Source organism: Amycolatopsis sp. MtRt-6, assembly GCF_017308975.1.
GTDB lineage: Bacteria > Actinomycetota > Actinomycetes > Mycobacteriales > Pseudonocardiaceae > Amycolatopsis.
Window position 1 is genome coordinate 159,658 of record NZ_JADWPD010000016.1, and the last position, 15,019, is coordinate 174,676.

Below are 15,019 nucleotides of genomic sequence, written 5' to 3' on the forward strand. Positions count from 1 at the left end.
CACTCGTTCGTGTGGTTTGAAATCACGAAAAGCGGTCGCGCATTCACTCGTGCTCACCAGGTGGATCACTCTCCCCGGCTCCTAAGCTCACCACAACCGTCTGCATTGGACAGTGGCCGCCCAGGGCCCGGCTGTGTGGAGTGAACGTTGAAAAGACTGATGGCTTTCGGGGCGGTCCTCCTGCTCGCCTCGACGGTGGTGCCGTTGACCGTCCCGGCCGGACCGGCACTGGCGGACGCCTCCGACGGAACCTTGACCGTGCGGGTGATCCGCGACCTCAACGGGAACGGGAACTACGAGCCCGCCCTGGAAACGGGGGTGGCCGGGATCCCGGTCAAGGCCACCGACCCCGGCGGCGGCACGGCCACCGGGACCACCGGCGCGGACGGCACCGTCAAGCTGACCACCACCGGGCTGGCCGGCGGGAAGTACCGCGTCGAGGCGAGCGTCCCCGCCTCGATGCCGTACCTGAAGCCGGCGCCGGCCGGCGGCGGGCTGAGCAGCCTCACCTCCTTCGTCGACGTCTCCGGCGGCAAGAAGGCCGACCTGACGATGGGGCTGTGGAACCCGGCGGACTACTGCCAGGACAACCCCACGCTGGTCACCGCCTGCCAGCGCAACGCGATCGCGCCGGGCATCGACAACGCCGCCCGCTCGCTGGTGAGCTTCCCGTTCACCGCGCGGGGAACCGGGACACCGCCGACCGCGCTGGCCACCCAGGGCGACACCGGGACGGTCTACGGCATCGCCTACCGCAAGGCGGACAAGCGCGTCTTCTCCAGCGCGTACGCCAAGCGCGCCGCGGCGTACGGCCCCGGCGGCACGGGCGCGATCTACGTGACGGACACCGCGGCCAAGAGCACCAAGCTCTTCACCAAGGTGCCCGGCGCCGGCGCGACCGCGCACGCCATGCAGACGGACTTCGACCAGAAGTTCGCCGACGTGGTGGGCAAGGAAAGCCTCGGCGCGCTGCGCATCAGCGAGGACGGCAGCACGCTGTTCGTGGTGAACCTCGTCGACCGCAAGCTCTACCTCTACGACGCGACCGCCGCGACCGCGGCCGCGCCGAAGGCGAGCTACGCGATCCCGAACCCGAACTGCCCCGCGGCCGGTGACTGGCGGCCGGGCGGTCTCGGCGTGCACGACGGCGTCGTCTTCGTCGGTGGGGTGTGCTCCGGCGAATCGACGCAGAAGGTCACCGACATGCGGGTGGTGATCCGCGGCTTCGACGCCGCCGCGGGCACGTTCGGCCCGGTGCTCGTCGACCAGAAGCTGGACTTCAAGCGCGGCGACGCGCTGTGGAACTACAGCAACACGCACTTCTGGAACCCGTGGCGGACGACCTACCAGCCGCCCGCGCCCCAGGGCGGGAACCTGATCACCCACGCGGAACCGCTGCTGACCGACATCCGCGCCGAAGCCGGCGGGGACCTGGTGCTCGGTTTCCGGGACCGCTTCGGCGACCAGGGCGGGTACAACATGCCGAACGCGGGGTCCGCCGCCCTGCTCGACACCGTCAGCGGCGGCGACCTGAACCGGGTCTGCAAGCAGGCCGGCGGCTACGTCTGGGAAGGCACCTCCGGCTGCCCGAACAACAACAGCGAGGCGGCCAACGGCGGCGGCGAGCCGGCCGACGTCGTCGAGTACTACCCCGGTGAGCACTTCGCCGACGCCGAGCACGGCAAGCCGCACAACGAGACCGCGCAGGGCGCCCTCGCCGTGGTGTACCCGGCCGCGCGGATGCCCGCGACGGTGATGGACCCGACGGCGATCAACACCGGCGGTATCGGCTGGTTCGACCGGGCCAACGGCACCATGATGACCGCCGGCTACCCGAACAGCTACCTGCTCAGCGACAAGTCGACCGAAGGCTGGGGCAAGGCCAACGGCCTGGCCGACCTGGAGGCGCTCTGCGACAACGCGCCGGTCCAGCTCGGCAACCGGGTGTGGTTCGACACCGACGGCGACGGCGTCCAGGGCCCGGCCGAGCCGGCGGTCGCCGGTGTCAAGGTGGCGCTGCTCCCCTGCGACGGCAAGGGCGCGGCACTGGCCACCAAGACGACGGGGGCGAACGGCGAGTACTACTTCGGCGCCGCGGACGGCCTCAAGGCCGACACCTGTTACACGGTGAAGTTCGACTATTCGGGGATCGACACGGCGGGACTGCCGGGCGCACCACCGCTGTCGAGTATCAAGTGGACGGTCGCCAAGGCGGGCGGGAACCCGGCCATCGACTCCGACGCCGACCCGGCCACCGGAACCGTCAAGGTGACGATGGGCCCGGCGGGCTCGGTGGACCACACCGTCGACGCCGGCCTGGTCGCCGCGCGGAACCGGCTCGGCGACCTCGTCTGGGCCGACACCAACGGCAACGGCCTGCAGGACGCGGGCGAGCCGGGCGTGCCGGACGTGCCGGTGATCCTGAAGGACGGCGACGGGAAGCAGGTCGCGACCACGAAGACGGGTCCGGACGGGAAGTACCTGTTCGACAGCCTGCCGGACGGCGCGTACCAGGTGTGCTTCGACGTGAAGAAGCTGCCGGCGGGCTACGCCGGCTGGCTGTGGACGAAGCAGAACGCGGGTGACGACACCAAGGACTCCGACGCCGACCCGGCGACCGGGTGCACCCCGGTGACGACGCTCGGCCCGGCCAAGCGCGAGGACCTCACGCTCGACGCCGGTATCCGGCCGCCGAACCGGCTCGGGGACTTCGTCTGGGCCGACAAGAACGGCAACGGCCTGCAGGACCCGGGTGAGCCCGGCGTGCCGGACGTGCCGGTGGCCCTGAAGGACGGGACCGGGAAGCAGATCGCGACCACGAAGACCGGGCCGGACGGGAAGTACCTGTTCGACAAGCTGCCCGACGGCAGCTACCAGGTCTGCTTCGACCGGTCGAAGCTGCCGGCGGACTACGCCGACTGGCTGTGGACCAAGCCGAACGCGGGTGACGACACCAAGGACTCCGACGCCGACACCGAAAGCGGGTGCACCCCGGTCACCACGCTCGGGATCGACCGCCGCGAGGACCTCACCTTGGACGCGGGCCTGATCGAGCCGCGCAACCGCCTCGGCGACTTCGTGTGGCTCGACAAGAACGGCGACGGCCTGCAGGACCCGGGTGAGCCGGGCGTGCCGGACGTGCCGGTGATCCTGAAGGACGGCGACGGGAAGCAGGTCGCGACCACGAAGACGGGTCCGGACGGGAAGTACCTGTTCGACAGCCTGCCGGACGGCTCCTACCAGGTGTGCTTCGACGTCAAGCAGCTCCCGGCGCCGGTCGCCGACTACAAGCTGACCAAGGCGAACGCCGGCGACGACGGCAAGGACTCCGACGCGGACCCGGCGACCGGGTGCACCCCGGTGGTGCAGCTCGGCGTGGGCAAGCGGGAGAACCTGACCCTGGACGCGGGCCTGGTCACGCCGCCGAACCGGCTCGGTGACCTCGTCTGGGCCGACAAGAACGGCAACGGCCTGCAGGACCCGGGTGAGCCGGGCGTGCCGGACGTGCCGGTGGTCCTCAAGGACGGCGACGGCAAGCAGCTCGCCGCCACGAGCACGGGACCGGACGGGAAGTACCTGTTCGACAACCTGCCCGACGGGTCGTACCAGGTCTGCTTCGACCGGTCGAAGCTGCCGGCGGACTACGCCGACTGGCAGTGGACCAAGCGGGACGCCGGCGACGACACGAAGGACTCCGACGCGGATCCGGCGAGCGGGTGCACGCCCGTGGTGAAGCTGGGCCCTGGCGCGCGGGAGAACCTGACGCTGGACGCGGGGCTGGTCGAGCCGCGCAACCGCGTCGGCGACTTCGTGTGGCTCGACAAGAACGGCGACGGCCTGCAGGACCCGGGTGAGCCGGGCGTGCCGGACGTGCCCGTGGTGCTGAAGGACGGCGACGGCAAGGAGGTGGCCGCCACCAAGACGGGCCCGGACGGCAAGTACCTGTTCGACGGCCTGCCGGACGGCTCGTACCAGGTGTGCTTCGGCGTCAAGCAGCTCCCGGCCCCGGTGGCCGACTACGGGCTGACCAAGCCGAACGCCGGCGACGACGGCAAGGACTCCGACGCGGACCCGGCGACCGGGTGCACGCCGGTCGTGAAGCTGGGCCCGGGCGCGCGGGAGAACCTGACCCTGGACGCGGGCCTGGTCGCCCCGCCGAACCGGCTCGGTGACCTCGTCTGGGCCGACACGAACGGCAACGGCCTGCAGGACCCGGGCGAGCCGGGTGTGCCGGGTGTGCCGGTGGTGCTGAAGGACGGCGACGGCAAGCAGGTGGCCACGACGAAGACGGGGCCGGACGGGAAGTACCTGTTCGACAACCTGCCGGACGGGTCGTACCGGGTCTGCTTCGACCGGACGCAGGTGCCGCCGCAGTACGCCGGCTGGCAGTGGGTCAAGCCGGACGCGGGTGACGACGCGAAGGACTCGGACGCGGATCCGGCGTCCGGCTGCACCCCGGTGGTGCAGCTCGGCGTGGGCAAGCGGGAGAACCTGACCCTCGATGCCGGTCTGGCCGAGCCGCGCAACCGCGTCGGCGACTTCGTCTGGACCGACAAGAACGGCAACGGCCTGCAGGACCCGGGTGAGCCGGGCGTGCCGGACGTGCCCGTGGTCCTGAAGGACGGCAACGGGAAGCAGGTCGCGACCACGAAGACGGGGCCGGACGGGAAGTACCTGTTCGACAACCTGCCGGACGGGTCCTACAAGGTCTGCTTCAGCACCGGTGGCCGCAAGCTGACCAAGCCGGACGCCGGGGCCGACGACACGAAGGACTCCGACGCCCAGCCGTCCGACGGGTGCACGAAGGTCGTCACCCTGGGCCCGGCGAAGCGGGAGGACCTGAGCCTGGACGCCGGGCTGCTCGCCTCGACGACCCCGGCGAAGGCCCGGCCGCTGTCGAGCACCGGGTTCCCGGGTGACTGGCTGGCGGCACTGGGCGGGCTCGCGGTGGTCGCGGGCATCGCGGCCCTGCTGGCGGCCCGCCGGGCCCGCGAAACGAGGTGACCGGCCGGGGCTGAGTCCCGAGCGCCCCAAGGTGGCCTTCGGTGCGTTGGACGCACCGAAGGCCACATTGGGTGCGTTGGACGCAACCAAGGCCACATTGGGGCGCTTGGGAGCCGGGGTCAGGCGAGCAGGGACCGGCCCAGGGGAACCTCGGCGCTGAAGCCGGGCAGCACCAGGAAGGTCGCCGACGCCGTCGTGGTCGCGTAGCGCAGGAGAGCGTCCCCTTCGCTCATCCGGTGCTGGGTGGCCACGAACGTCCGCAGCTCGCGCTGGAACGAGATGAACAGCAGCCCCTCTTCGGAGCTGTACCCGCGGCGCAGCATCACGCCCGCCCCGACCGTGAGCGGGTGGGCGCGCCGCACGTGCGCGTCGGCCGGGATGCGGTACTCGCCGTCCGGGGTCTTCGCGCTCAGGTCGAGCTCCGGGCCGGACAGCGGTTCCGCCGTCGCCTTGCGGCGGCCGATCACCCGCTCCTGCGCGGCCACCGGCAACGCGTGGAAGGCCGCGGTGTCCAGCCGGATCGCGCGCACCACCGCGATCGTGCCGCCGCGAACCGCGGGCGGGCCGTCGAGCCACACGTCGGCGGCCAGTTCGGCGTCCGTCTTCGGCACCACGATGCCGTCGGCGAACCCCAGCACGTTGCGCGCCGATCCGTCCGAAGCGGACGGTCCGCGGAAGCCGGTCCGGCGCCAGCGCAACGACATCCCGGCGCCGGCGGTCAGCTCGGTCGTCGCCAGTGCGGCGACGAGCGGTTCGTCCGCGCAGACCTGGAGCAGGAGGTCGCCGCCGCGGTCGCGGGGTTCGTCGCCGGGGAACGCCGGGAGGTCCCGTGCCCCGGGCAGCTCCGGACCGAGGGCCGCGACGATCCGCGGGCCGAGCCCCACCGTGACCGTCAGCCGTGCCGGCGGGAGGTCGGCGAGCGCCGGGTCGCCACCCGCGGCCAGCGCGGCCGCCCGCCGGCCCAGCGCGGCCAGCAACGCGCCGAGCCAGGCCCGGTCGTCCCCGCGCGGCAGGTCCCAGACGGACAGGGCCACCTGCCGCTGGGGTGGCCCCGGCCGGGCGATCCCGGCCTGCTGGGCACCGAAGGCGGCCACCACGTCCGGGTCCGACGCGGCGGCCGGCGCGGAACAGGCGGAGACCAGGCCGGCACCGGCGCCGAGCAGCACCGAGCGGCGGGACAACGGGGGAGGAGTGGCCACGCGCGGATTGTGCCGCCTCACCGTCGCGGAATCGGAACTTGTCACTCCACCAGGTGGCATTTCGCGTCGCTCGGGTTGCGCGGGGCGGAACACTCCTATGGTTTCGCCGTGCGCGCGCTTTCCGTTTTCCTGGTTTCCGTCCTGGCCGTCGCCGGCTGCTCGTCGTCGCTCCGGCCGGACGTCGCCGGCGCCGCGACCATCCGGGTGCCGCAGGACGCGCCGACGGTCCAGCAGGCCGTCGACGCCGCGCGGCCGGGCGACCTCGTGCTCGTTTCCCCGGGCGTGTACCGCGAGTCGGTCCGGATCACCGTGCCCGACCTCGTGCTGCGCGGCACGGACCGCAACCGGGTCGTGTTCGACGGCGAAGTGCGCCGGGCCAACGGGATCGTGGTCACCGCGCCCGGCGTCGCGGTGGAGAACCTGACCGTCCGCGACCACGTCCTGAACGGCGTCCTCGTCACCGGCATGGCCGACGAGAGCGGCGGCCTGGCCCGCGGCAGCGACGGCTACACCCGCCTCGACCCGGCGCGGTTCCCGCCGGTGCAGGGCTTCCGCGTCTCGTACGTGACGGCGAGCAACAACGGCCTCTACGGCGTCTACGCCTTCGACTCCCAGCACGGGGTGATCGAGCACAGCTACGCCTCCGGCAGCGCGGATTCCGGGTTCTACGTCGGCCAGTGCCACCCGTGCGACATCGTGGTCCGCGGGAACGTCGCCGAGCGCAACGCCGTGGGCTACGAGGGCACGAACGCGTCCGGGGGGATGTCCGTGGTGGGCAACCGGTTCGTCGGCAACCGGGTGGGCCTGTCGACGAACTCGGACTACCAGGAGGCGTTCGTGCCGCAGCGGGACGCGGCGATCGTGGGCAACCTGGTGGCGGCGAACGCCCAGGCCGGCAGCCCGGCCCAGGCCGACGGTGGCTTCGGCGTCGGCATCGGGATCGCCGGCGGCACCCGGAACCTGCTGGCCCGCAACCTCGTCACCGGCAACCCCGGCGCCGGCATCGCGCTCGCGTCGGCCGAGGACCTCGCACCGTCGGACAACCGGCTGGTCGGGAACGTGCTGTCCGGCAACGGCGTCGACGTCGCCTACGCGGCTTCGGAGCGGGCGCCGGGGAGCGGGAACTGCTTGCAGGACAACGTCCTGACGAGCACCGCACCGGCCGGGCTCGCCGGGACGATGGCCTGCCCGGCGCGTCCCGGCGCGGCGGCCGGGGTGCGCTTGGCCCTGCCGCCGGCCCCGCGCGGAGTGCCGTTCCCGGACGTGGCGGCACCGCCGGAGCAACCGGGACTGCCGGACGCGGCGACGGCGCCCCCGAGGCCCGCGCGCGGCCTGCCCGGCCCGGTCGACCTGGACGGCTACCCGGTGCCGCAGATCGCGTTGCTGGCCGAGCACGCCGGGGTCAAGCCGTGAAGCGCCGGGCGGCGTTGGCGGCGGTGCTGCTGGTGACGGCGTGCGGCGCGGACCCGCAACCACGTCCGCTGTCGGCGGCGGAGGCGGAGCGGCTCGCACTCGCCCGGTTCGCCAATTACCGCTTCCGGACGGAGACGTTCACGGCGACGGTCCCGACCGGCGGCGGCGTGATCGCCCTGCGCGGCCGCGTGGACTTCGTCCAGGGCCTGGGATACGCCGAGATGAGCACCGAGGGGCGAGGCGACGAGTCGTCGGCCGGGTTGCTGCAGTGGACGCCGGCGGCGGTGGCGTTCCGCGGCGGGCCGGGCCAGGCCGCGACGGACCCGCCGCCCCCGGACCGCTGGCAGTACCGCCCGCTCCAGCCCGGCCCCGAGCTGGACACGGCGTTGCGGCTGGTGCTCGGGCTGGGCGCGGACCGCCCGGACAACGTGCAGCTGCTGCGCCAGAGCTCGGCCCGCTGGGTCCGCGCGGACACGATCGGCGAGGTCCCGGTCGACGTGATCGACGGCCCCCAGCCGGCCCACGCGGCGGACGTGACAAAGGCGGGGCGGGTGCGGTACTGGCTGGACGCGGAGGGATTGCTGCGCCGGGTCGAGGCGAGGGTGGGGGACCGGCCGGCCCCGGTGGTCGTGAGCTTCACACCGGCAACGTCGCCACCGCCGGGCCCGTTGGCGGCCTTCGCCCGGTAACCCGCGGCGGCCGGTGCCGGGTGGTGGCTCGGCCTGGGGTGGTCGGCGGTCGGGCCGGGCGGGGGATGGCCGGTGGGCGGGCCCGGGTGGTGACTGGGCTTGGAGTGGTCGGTGGGCGGGCCAGGTGGTGGCTGGGCCTGGGTGGTCGGTGGGTGGGTCGGCCGGTGGTGGGCTCGCTCTGGAGTGGTCGGCGGCGGGTGCCGGGTGGTGGCTCGGCCTGGAGTGGTCAGCGGGCGGTGGCAGGGCTGGGCCGGGGGTGGTCGGCGGCCGGGCCGGGCTGGGCCGGGGCGTGGCTGGGCCTGGGGTGGTCGGCGGGTGGTGGCCGGGCCTGGAGCGATCAGCGAGCGGGCCGGGTGGTGGCTCGGCCTGGCGTGATCGGCGGGCGGCGGCAGGGAACGGTCAGCGGGCGGGCCGCAGGTGTTCGGGGCGCCAGTGGCGGCCCCGCTTCGGCGTCCGCCAGTGCCGGCCCCGCCACGGGCGCGCCGGACCCCGGGCCGCGAGGAACGCCGGCTGGTGCTCGGCGAACCCGTCCGCGGTGATGCTCATCAGTACCGGGTAGCGGACCTCGCCCCGGAGCAGTTCGGTGTCGCGCGGGCGGCCTTCCTCGCGGAAGCCCAGCTCTCCGTGCAGCGCCAGCGAGGCGAAGTTGCTGCCGTTGATGCTGACCTCGCACTTGCGGTAGTGCTGGTCGAACATGAAGGCCAGCAGGACGGTGACGGCATCGGCGGCGTACCCGCACCGGCGGTACTGCGGCCCGATCCCGATGCCGTAGCTGAAGCGGCCGGAAGCCGGGTCGGCCTGGACCCAGATCGACCCGACCAGCGTCCGGTTGTGCAGGGTCTCGATCGCGTAGTGGAAGTCGTCGCCGGCCGTGTCGCGGTGCGTGGCCCAGTGCCGGTAGCCGCCGGCCTGCGGGGTGGAGCCGCGGTCGAACCCGCTCAGGGTGCGGCGGTCCGCCGGGCGGACCTCCCGCAACCGCACCTTCCACCCCGCCCAGCTCATCGGCAGTGATGGTACAGCCTGATCACCAATAGCACTGCGTGGTCATGTCGTCGATCCGCACGAACCGCGACGAGCCGCTCGCGCCGACGATCGCCTTGACGAACACCGGGTTGACGCCGTTGAGGTTCCACCGCGCGGTGTTGACCGCCTGGTAGGCACCGCTGCCGTTGAGCCACGGGTAGGTGCTGTACAGCAGGTGCGCGTTGGCGTCCCAGATCTCGATGCCGACCTGCGCGCCGCCCGCGGTCTGCATGTAGAACTGCGAAGCGCACTGGGCGTACCGGGGCACGGAGTTCGTGGGCACCCAGTAGCCCTCGAACGCCCAGCCGTTGGAGGCGAACAGCCAGCCGTTGTTCCGCCCGGAGCGCGCGGTCCCGGCCCCGACGTCGAACCCGGCCGCCGCCGACCCGCCGGTCGCCACCAGCCACGAAGACTGCGGGTTGAACTCGAAGCCGTCCTGAACCTGCGACATCGAGGCGTGCGCCACCCCGGACGTGGCGACCAGCAGCGTGGCGACCAGCGAGACGCCGCCCAATCTGCGCAGGAGCTTGGAAAACGTAGTCGACATATCGGTTCCTTCCCTCGATCCGTAGCCCCCTTCCGAGCAAGCGGGACCGGGCGGTGATACGTCGGTAACGCCGGAACCTTCCGGGGCGACAGACCGGCCACGATGACCCTGATGCCCCTGCCAGACCGGGACGGCTCCCCGGCTTTCCCGCGCTGCCTGGCCGAGCTGCTCGAGCTGTGCCGCGTCCACCTCCCCGCCCGGACGGCCGCGGCCTACGACCAAATGGGCGAGGCCTGTGACAGCGAACGGGACCAACGCGTCGTCCTGCGCCGGGCGCTGGGCTACCTGGACCGCGACTACCCCGATCTCCCGGAGCCGTTCTTCGGCGCGCTCGTGCACGCGGCGGTCCACGACCCGGACCCGAGCCTCAACCGCCAGTTCGTCGAGCCGCTCCGGGCCGCCTTCGGCGCGCGCCGGACGCAGGAAGCGCTCCTCGAAATCCTCACGACCGGCACGAACCCGGAACGCGCCGGAGCCGCCCGTGCCTGGTACTGGGCCACGCTCGAGCCGCTCGACGACCTCCAGGACCGCTGGAACCGCGCCGCGCTGCGCGAGTTCGTGGCCAACGACGACCTCGACGTCCGCCGGTGCGTCCTGCCCGGGCTGAGCCTCGACCCGGCCGGCTACCCGGCCGAACTGAAGCCGCTGGTCGCCGAGGCCGTGCACCTCGCGCGCACCCACTCCGACGACTACCTGCGGCACCGTGTCGAACTCCAGGTGGCCGATCCGGAGCTCTGACTGTCACAACTTTCGCCCCACCGGTGTCTTGAGGTCGTTCCAGCCCGACGACACACGTGAGGACGAAACCATGGACCCCCGCTTCGACCTGTTCACCACCGAGACCGGCTCCCGGCTGGGCAAGCGGTTCGCGAGCCTCGGGCAGGTCATCGACCGCTCGCCGCTGCCGAAGCTCACCCGGGAGCTGGTCAGCCTGCGGGCCAGCCAGATCAACGGGTGCGGCTGGTGCCTCGACATGCACGCCAAGGAGGCCGCCGCGGCCGGGGAGTCGGCCGTCCGGCTCGCGCTCGTCGCCGCCTGGCGGGAAGCGACCGTGTTCACCGAGGCCGAACGGGCCGCGCTCGCGCTGGCCGAGGAAGGCACCCGGCTCGCCGACGCCGCCGACGGCGTGTCCGACGAGACCTGGGCCCGGGTGCGCGAGCACTACGACGACGAGCAGGTCGCCGCCCTGGTCGCGCTGGTCGCCCTGATCAACGCGGCCAACCGGCTCGCGGTGATCGCGCACCAGAAGGGCGGCTCCTACGAGCCCGGGATGTTCGAGGCCTTCGCCGAACGCGGCTGAGCCGGCCGCCGCACCGGTGCCGCGGCGCGCCTTCCGGCCGCGCCGCGGGGCCGGGCGCCGGGCGTCATCGGGCTTCCGGAACGGTGATGGTCTTGTACTCGGTGTAGGTGCCGAGCCCGACGGCGCCGTACTCGCGGCCGAGGCCGCTGGCCTTGAACCCGCCGAACGGGCCGTCGAAGCCGATCGGCGCGCCGTTGACCGTGACCGTGCCGGTCCGCACGCGGCGCGCGACGGCGAGCGCGTGCGCCGGGTCCGCCGACCACACCCCGCCCGACAGGCCGTACTCGGAGTCGTTGGCGACGCGGACCGCGTCGTCCTCGTCGTCGTAGGCGATGACGACCAGGACCGGGCCGAAGATCTCCTCCTGCGCGATGCGCATCGCGTTGTCGACGTCGGCGAACAGCGTGGGCGTCACGTAGTTGCCCTTTTCCAGCCCCGGCGGGACTTTCGGGCCGCCGGTGACCAGCCGCGCGCCCTCCTCGACGCCGAGGCGGATGTAGTCGAGGACGCGCTGCTGCTGGTCGCGGCGGATCATCGGGCCGATGAACGTCCGGTCGTCGGCCGGGTCGCCGACGCCCAGCGATTCGACCAGGTCCTTCAGCCCGGCGACGACCTCGTCGTAGCGGCTGCGCGGCGCGAGGATCCGCGTCTGCGCGATGCACGATTCGGCGTTGTTGAGCAGGGAACCGAACTTCACGCCCTGGATCGCCGCGTCGAGATCGGCGTCGGGCAGGATGATCATGGCGGACTTGCCGCCGAGCTCGAGGCTGACCCGCTTGAGCTGCGCCCCGGCCAGCGACGCGATGCGGCGCCCCGCGCGGGTCGATCCGGTGAAGGCGATCTTGTCGACGTCCGGGTGCTTGACCAGGTATTCGCTGGTCTCGCGGTCGGCGGGCAGGACGCTGATGACGCCCTCGGGCAGGCCGGCCTCGGCGAGCAGCTCCGCGAGCAGGTTCATGCTCAGCGTGTTCTCGGGCGAGACCTTGAGGACGACGGTGTTGCCGGCGAGCAGCGCCGGGATGATCTTGGCCGACGCCGAGGAGAACGGCGAGTTCCACGGGATGATCGCGGCGACCACGCCGATCGCCTCCCGGCGCACGACCGACCGGAACGGCGCGGCCGGGTCCGACGGTTCAAGGATCTCCTCCCAGCCGAACTCCTCGGCCGCCTTCAGGTAGGCGTTGGCCTGCCGGCTCAGGCCGGGCTGGCCCGCCTTGGTGAACCACAGTGCGGAGCCGTTCTCCGCGGAGATGAGCGCCGCGATCTCGTCGGCCCGCTTCTCGCGCAGGGCGGCCAGCTTGCGGACGACGGCGATCCGTTCCGCCGGCGAGGTGCGCGGCCACGGACCTTCGTCGAAGGCCTGCCGGGCGGCCGCGACGGCGCGATCGACGTCGGCGGGCAGCGCCTGCACGGCCCGGCCGAGGACCGAGTTGTCGTGCGGGGACCGGATGTCCAGCAGTTCGGTGCTGCTCGGGGTGGTCCACGTGCCGCCGATGAAAAGTCCCTCGTAGGTGATCACTGCTGTCTCCCTATGCTTATCTGTCACATCAGTGTAGCACTTAAAATGCCTCATCAATGTGACGGTTACTGCTAGGGTGTGGGAGTGAGAGCCGACGCCGCGCGCAATCTCGAGCTGCTGCTGACCACGGGCGCCCGCATGCTCGCCGAAGACCCGGCCGCGAGCATCGCGGCGATCGCGGCGGAGGCCGGCCTCGACCGCCGGACCGTCTACCGCCGGTTCACCAGCCGGGAGGAGCTGCTGTCCGCGGTCTACCAGGCCCGCCTGGACGCGATCGAAGCGGCGATCGACGCGGCCCGGTTCCACGAGGCGCCGGTGCCGGAGGCCCTGCACCGGTACGTCCAGGGGATCGTCCGGGTCAACCGCACCTGGCCGACCGACGTGAGCCGGATGCGCTCGGACCCGGAGATCTGGGCGCGGCGGCAGCGCGCGATCGAGGAGGTCGACCGGTTCATCAAGCGGGCCACCATCGAAGGCTTCCTGCGGGCGGGGCTGCCGGCCCGCTGGCCCGGCAGCGTCCTGGGGTCACTGCTGCGTCTGTCTACAGAGGACTTGTCGGTCCTGAACGACGTCCAGGCCGCCGACGTCATCGTCGGCACGTTCCTGCGCGCGTTCGGAACGGCCAAGGGCGCTGGTCCTTGGAGGTGACCGGGCGGGGCCCCGGATCGAGCCCCGCCCGGCGCGGTTCAGCCGGCCGCGACGATGCGCCACCGCTGGTTGGCGCTGGCGCTGTCGCCCCACTGGCCGAGGTCGGCGCCGCTGCTCGCGCGGCCCATGCCGTCGAGGTACAGCCCGGTGCTGTTGTTGCGGATGCGGACGTTGTTCGCGTCGGTCACCACCAACCACAGCTGGTTGCCGCTGCCGCTGCTCGCGTACTGCGCCACCGCGGCGCCGTTGGTGGTGCGGCCCGCGCCGTCGAGGTAGAGGCCGGTGGCGCGGTTCTTGATGCGGACGCGGTTGCCGGAGTTCTCGACGACCCACTGCTGGTCGTACCGGCCCGGGTCGCTGCCCGCCTGGCCGGCGGTGGCGCCACCGGTCGTGCGGCCCAGCCCGTCGAGGTACAGGCCGGTGGCCGCGTTGACGATCCGGACGTACGTGCCGCCCCCGCTGCCGGAGCCCCACGCGTACCGCAGCCGGGCCAGCCCGCTGGGGTTCGACAGCGACAGCTTGATGCCCGCGCCCGTGCCGGTCTTGGTCGTCATGCTGTACCAGTCGCCGTCGCGCAGGCCCGGCCAGTAGACGCTGCCCACGCCGAGGCTGCGCATCTTCGCGCTGACGCCCCGGACGTAGTCGGCGAAGAACGAGCCGCTCGGGATGTTGTAGTCGATGGTGTCGTACTGCACGCCGTTCTTGCTGCCGGGCGACATCGGGCCGCCCCACTCGGTGACGACCGTCCGGCCCGCGTACGCGCCGATGTAGCCGCCGATGTGGTCGGCCCACTCGTTTTCGCTTTCGTAGCCCGCGAAGAACGAATAGTCGTGGGCTGCCAGCAGCGTCCCGTCCAGGCGGCGGTCGCCGCCGACCGCGGGCACGTTCTGGGCGTACCCGGCCCCGTCGAGGATCACCCGGCCGCGGGGCACGCTCGGGTACCGGGCCAGCCAGGCGGAGTAGAAGTTGTTCAGGTCGCCGGTGCTGTAGGCGTACGGCTCGTTGATGACCTCGAAGTAGGCGTTCGGGTTGCTGCCGTACTTGGCGACGATCGTGTCCCACATCTGCTGGAACCGGCCGGTGTCCGGTGGCTTGCCGCCGGTGTAGGCCCAGTAGGCGAGGATCACCTTGCCCTTGGCGAGCGCGGTGTCGATCGCCCCGGTGTAGGTGCCCCAGTACTGGGCGACCGTCGGCTCGTTGACCGGCATCCGGACGGTGTCGGCCCCGGTGATCGAGTACAGCTGCCCGATCACCTGGTTCGCCGCGGTGGCGGCCGAAGCGTAGGTGTCCGAGGCACCCAGCCCGGACACGTACAGCACGCCGTTGACGAAGTTGTCCCGCGTGTCGGCCCAGTTGACGCCCTTGAAGCCGGCCGTGGACGCCTGGGCCTGCTGCGGGCCGGCGGTCAGCAGCCCGCCGGCGAGCGCGACCAGCGCCAGCAGCCTGGACGCCCGGGACAGCGTCCTGCGGAGCACGGAATGGGTCGTTCTCATCGGCTCGGTCCTCCCGGATCCCTTGCGCAGCCGGAATGGTCGAGACACTGGTAACACCCGGCCGGGGCAAGCGGCCAGGGTTCCGAAGCAAAACGATCGGGATCGGTCAGGAAAGAACACGGTGGGGGCGCCCAGTGCAGGGGGGTGCCGGTGGCATCGGGCCCCCCCCGCAGGCGCAACCCCC

11 protein-coding genes are annotated in these 15,019 nt (G+C 72.5%); 6 read left to right on the forward strand and 5 right to left on the reverse strand.

The features are described from left to right. Positions 1-147: 147 nt before the first annotated feature. The gene (locus I4Q55_RS26225) at positions 148-5,004 is read left to right on the forward strand and encodes an SdrD B-like domain-containing protein (RefSeq protein WP_206791274.1); all 4,857 of its coding nucleotides are present in this window, start codon (positions 148-150) and stop codon (positions 5,002-5,004) included. 119 nt (positions 5,005-5,123) lie between these two features. On the opposite strand, the gene I4Q55_RS26230 is transcribed toward I4Q55_RS26225, so the two are convergent. Beyond that, positions 5,124-6,203: a Dyp-type peroxidase gene (locus I4Q55_RS26230; RefSeq protein ID WP_307793306.1), complete on the reverse strand. Its 1,080-nt coding sequence runs from the start codon at positions 6,201-6,203 to the stop codon at positions 5,124-5,126. A 108-nt stretch (positions 6,204-6,311) separates the two neighbouring features. On the opposite strand from I4Q55_RS26230, the gene I4Q55_RS26235 reads away from it, so the two are divergent. Both I4Q55_RS26235 and I4Q55_RS26240 read left to right on the forward strand, forming a co-directional pair. Beyond that, positions 6,312-7,616: a right-handed parallel beta-helix repeat-containing protein gene (locus tag I4Q55_RS26235; RefSeq protein WP_206791276.1), complete on the forward strand. Its 1,305-nt coding sequence runs from the start codon at positions 6,312-6,314 to the stop codon at positions 7,614-7,616. Next, complete coding sequence (locus I4Q55_RS26240) at positions 7,613-8,305, forward strand: hypothetical protein (protein ID WP_206791278.1); 693 nt, start codon at positions 7,613-7,615, stop codon at positions 8,303-8,305. Before I4Q55_RS26235 ends, I4Q55_RS26240 begins: the two co-directional genes overlap by 4 nt. A gap of 399 nt (positions 8,306-8,704) precedes the next feature. Here the strand turns inward: I4Q55_RS26240 and I4Q55_RS26245 are convergent, their stop codons facing one another. After that, positions 8,705-9,307 (reverse strand): GNAT family N-acetyltransferase, encoded by a 603-nt coding sequence (locus I4Q55_RS26245; protein WP_206791280.1) that lies wholly within the window; start codon positions 9,305-9,307, stop codon positions 8,705-8,707. A gap of 22 nt (positions 9,308-9,329) precedes the next feature. Further along, the gene (locus I4Q55_RS26250; protein WP_206791282.1) at positions 9,330-9,875 is read right to left on the reverse strand and encodes a hypothetical protein; all 546 of its coding nucleotides are present in this window, start codon (positions 9,873-9,875) and stop codon (positions 9,330-9,332) included. A gap of 111 nt (positions 9,876-9,986) precedes the next feature. Between I4Q55_RS26250 and I4Q55_RS26255 the strand changes: the two genes are divergently transcribed. Beyond that, positions 9,987-10,613 (forward strand): hypothetical protein, encoded by a 627-nt coding sequence (locus I4Q55_RS26255; protein ID WP_242546740.1) that lies wholly within the window; start codon positions 9,987-9,989, stop codon positions 10,611-10,613. A gap of 70 nt (positions 10,614-10,683) precedes the next feature. Beyond that, positions 10,684-11,175, forward strand: coding sequence for a carboxymuconolactone decarboxylase family protein (locus I4Q55_RS26260; RefSeq protein ID WP_206791284.1), 492 nt, complete (start codon positions 10,684-10,686; stop codon positions 11,173-11,175). A 64-nt stretch (positions 11,176-11,239) separates the two neighbouring features. Here I4Q55_RS26260 and I4Q55_RS26265 read toward each other — a convergent pair whose 3' ends face one another. Further along, positions 11,240-12,694, reverse strand: a complete 1,455-nt coding sequence (locus I4Q55_RS26265; protein ID WP_206791285.1) for an aldehyde dehydrogenase — start codon at positions 12,692-12,694, stop codon at positions 11,240-11,242. Positions 12,695-12,778: 84 nt separating this feature from the next. Between I4Q55_RS26265 and I4Q55_RS26270 the strand changes: the two genes are divergently transcribed. Continuing rightward, positions 12,779-13,342 carry a TetR/AcrR family transcriptional regulator gene (locus I4Q55_RS26270; protein WP_206791286.1) on the forward strand — a complete coding sequence of 188 codons (564 nt, stop codon included), beginning with the start codon at positions 12,779-12,781 and terminating at the stop codon, positions 13,340-13,342. 38 nt (positions 13,343-13,380) lie between these two features. On the opposite strand, the gene I4Q55_RS26275 is transcribed toward I4Q55_RS26270, so the two are convergent. Continuing rightward, the gene (locus I4Q55_RS26275; protein ID WP_206791287.1) at positions 13,381-14,835 is read right to left on the reverse strand and encodes a ricin-type beta-trefoil lectin domain protein; all 1,455 of its coding nucleotides are present in this window, start codon (positions 14,833-14,835) and stop codon (positions 13,381-13,383) included. Positions 14,836-15,019 lie beyond the last annotated feature (184 nt).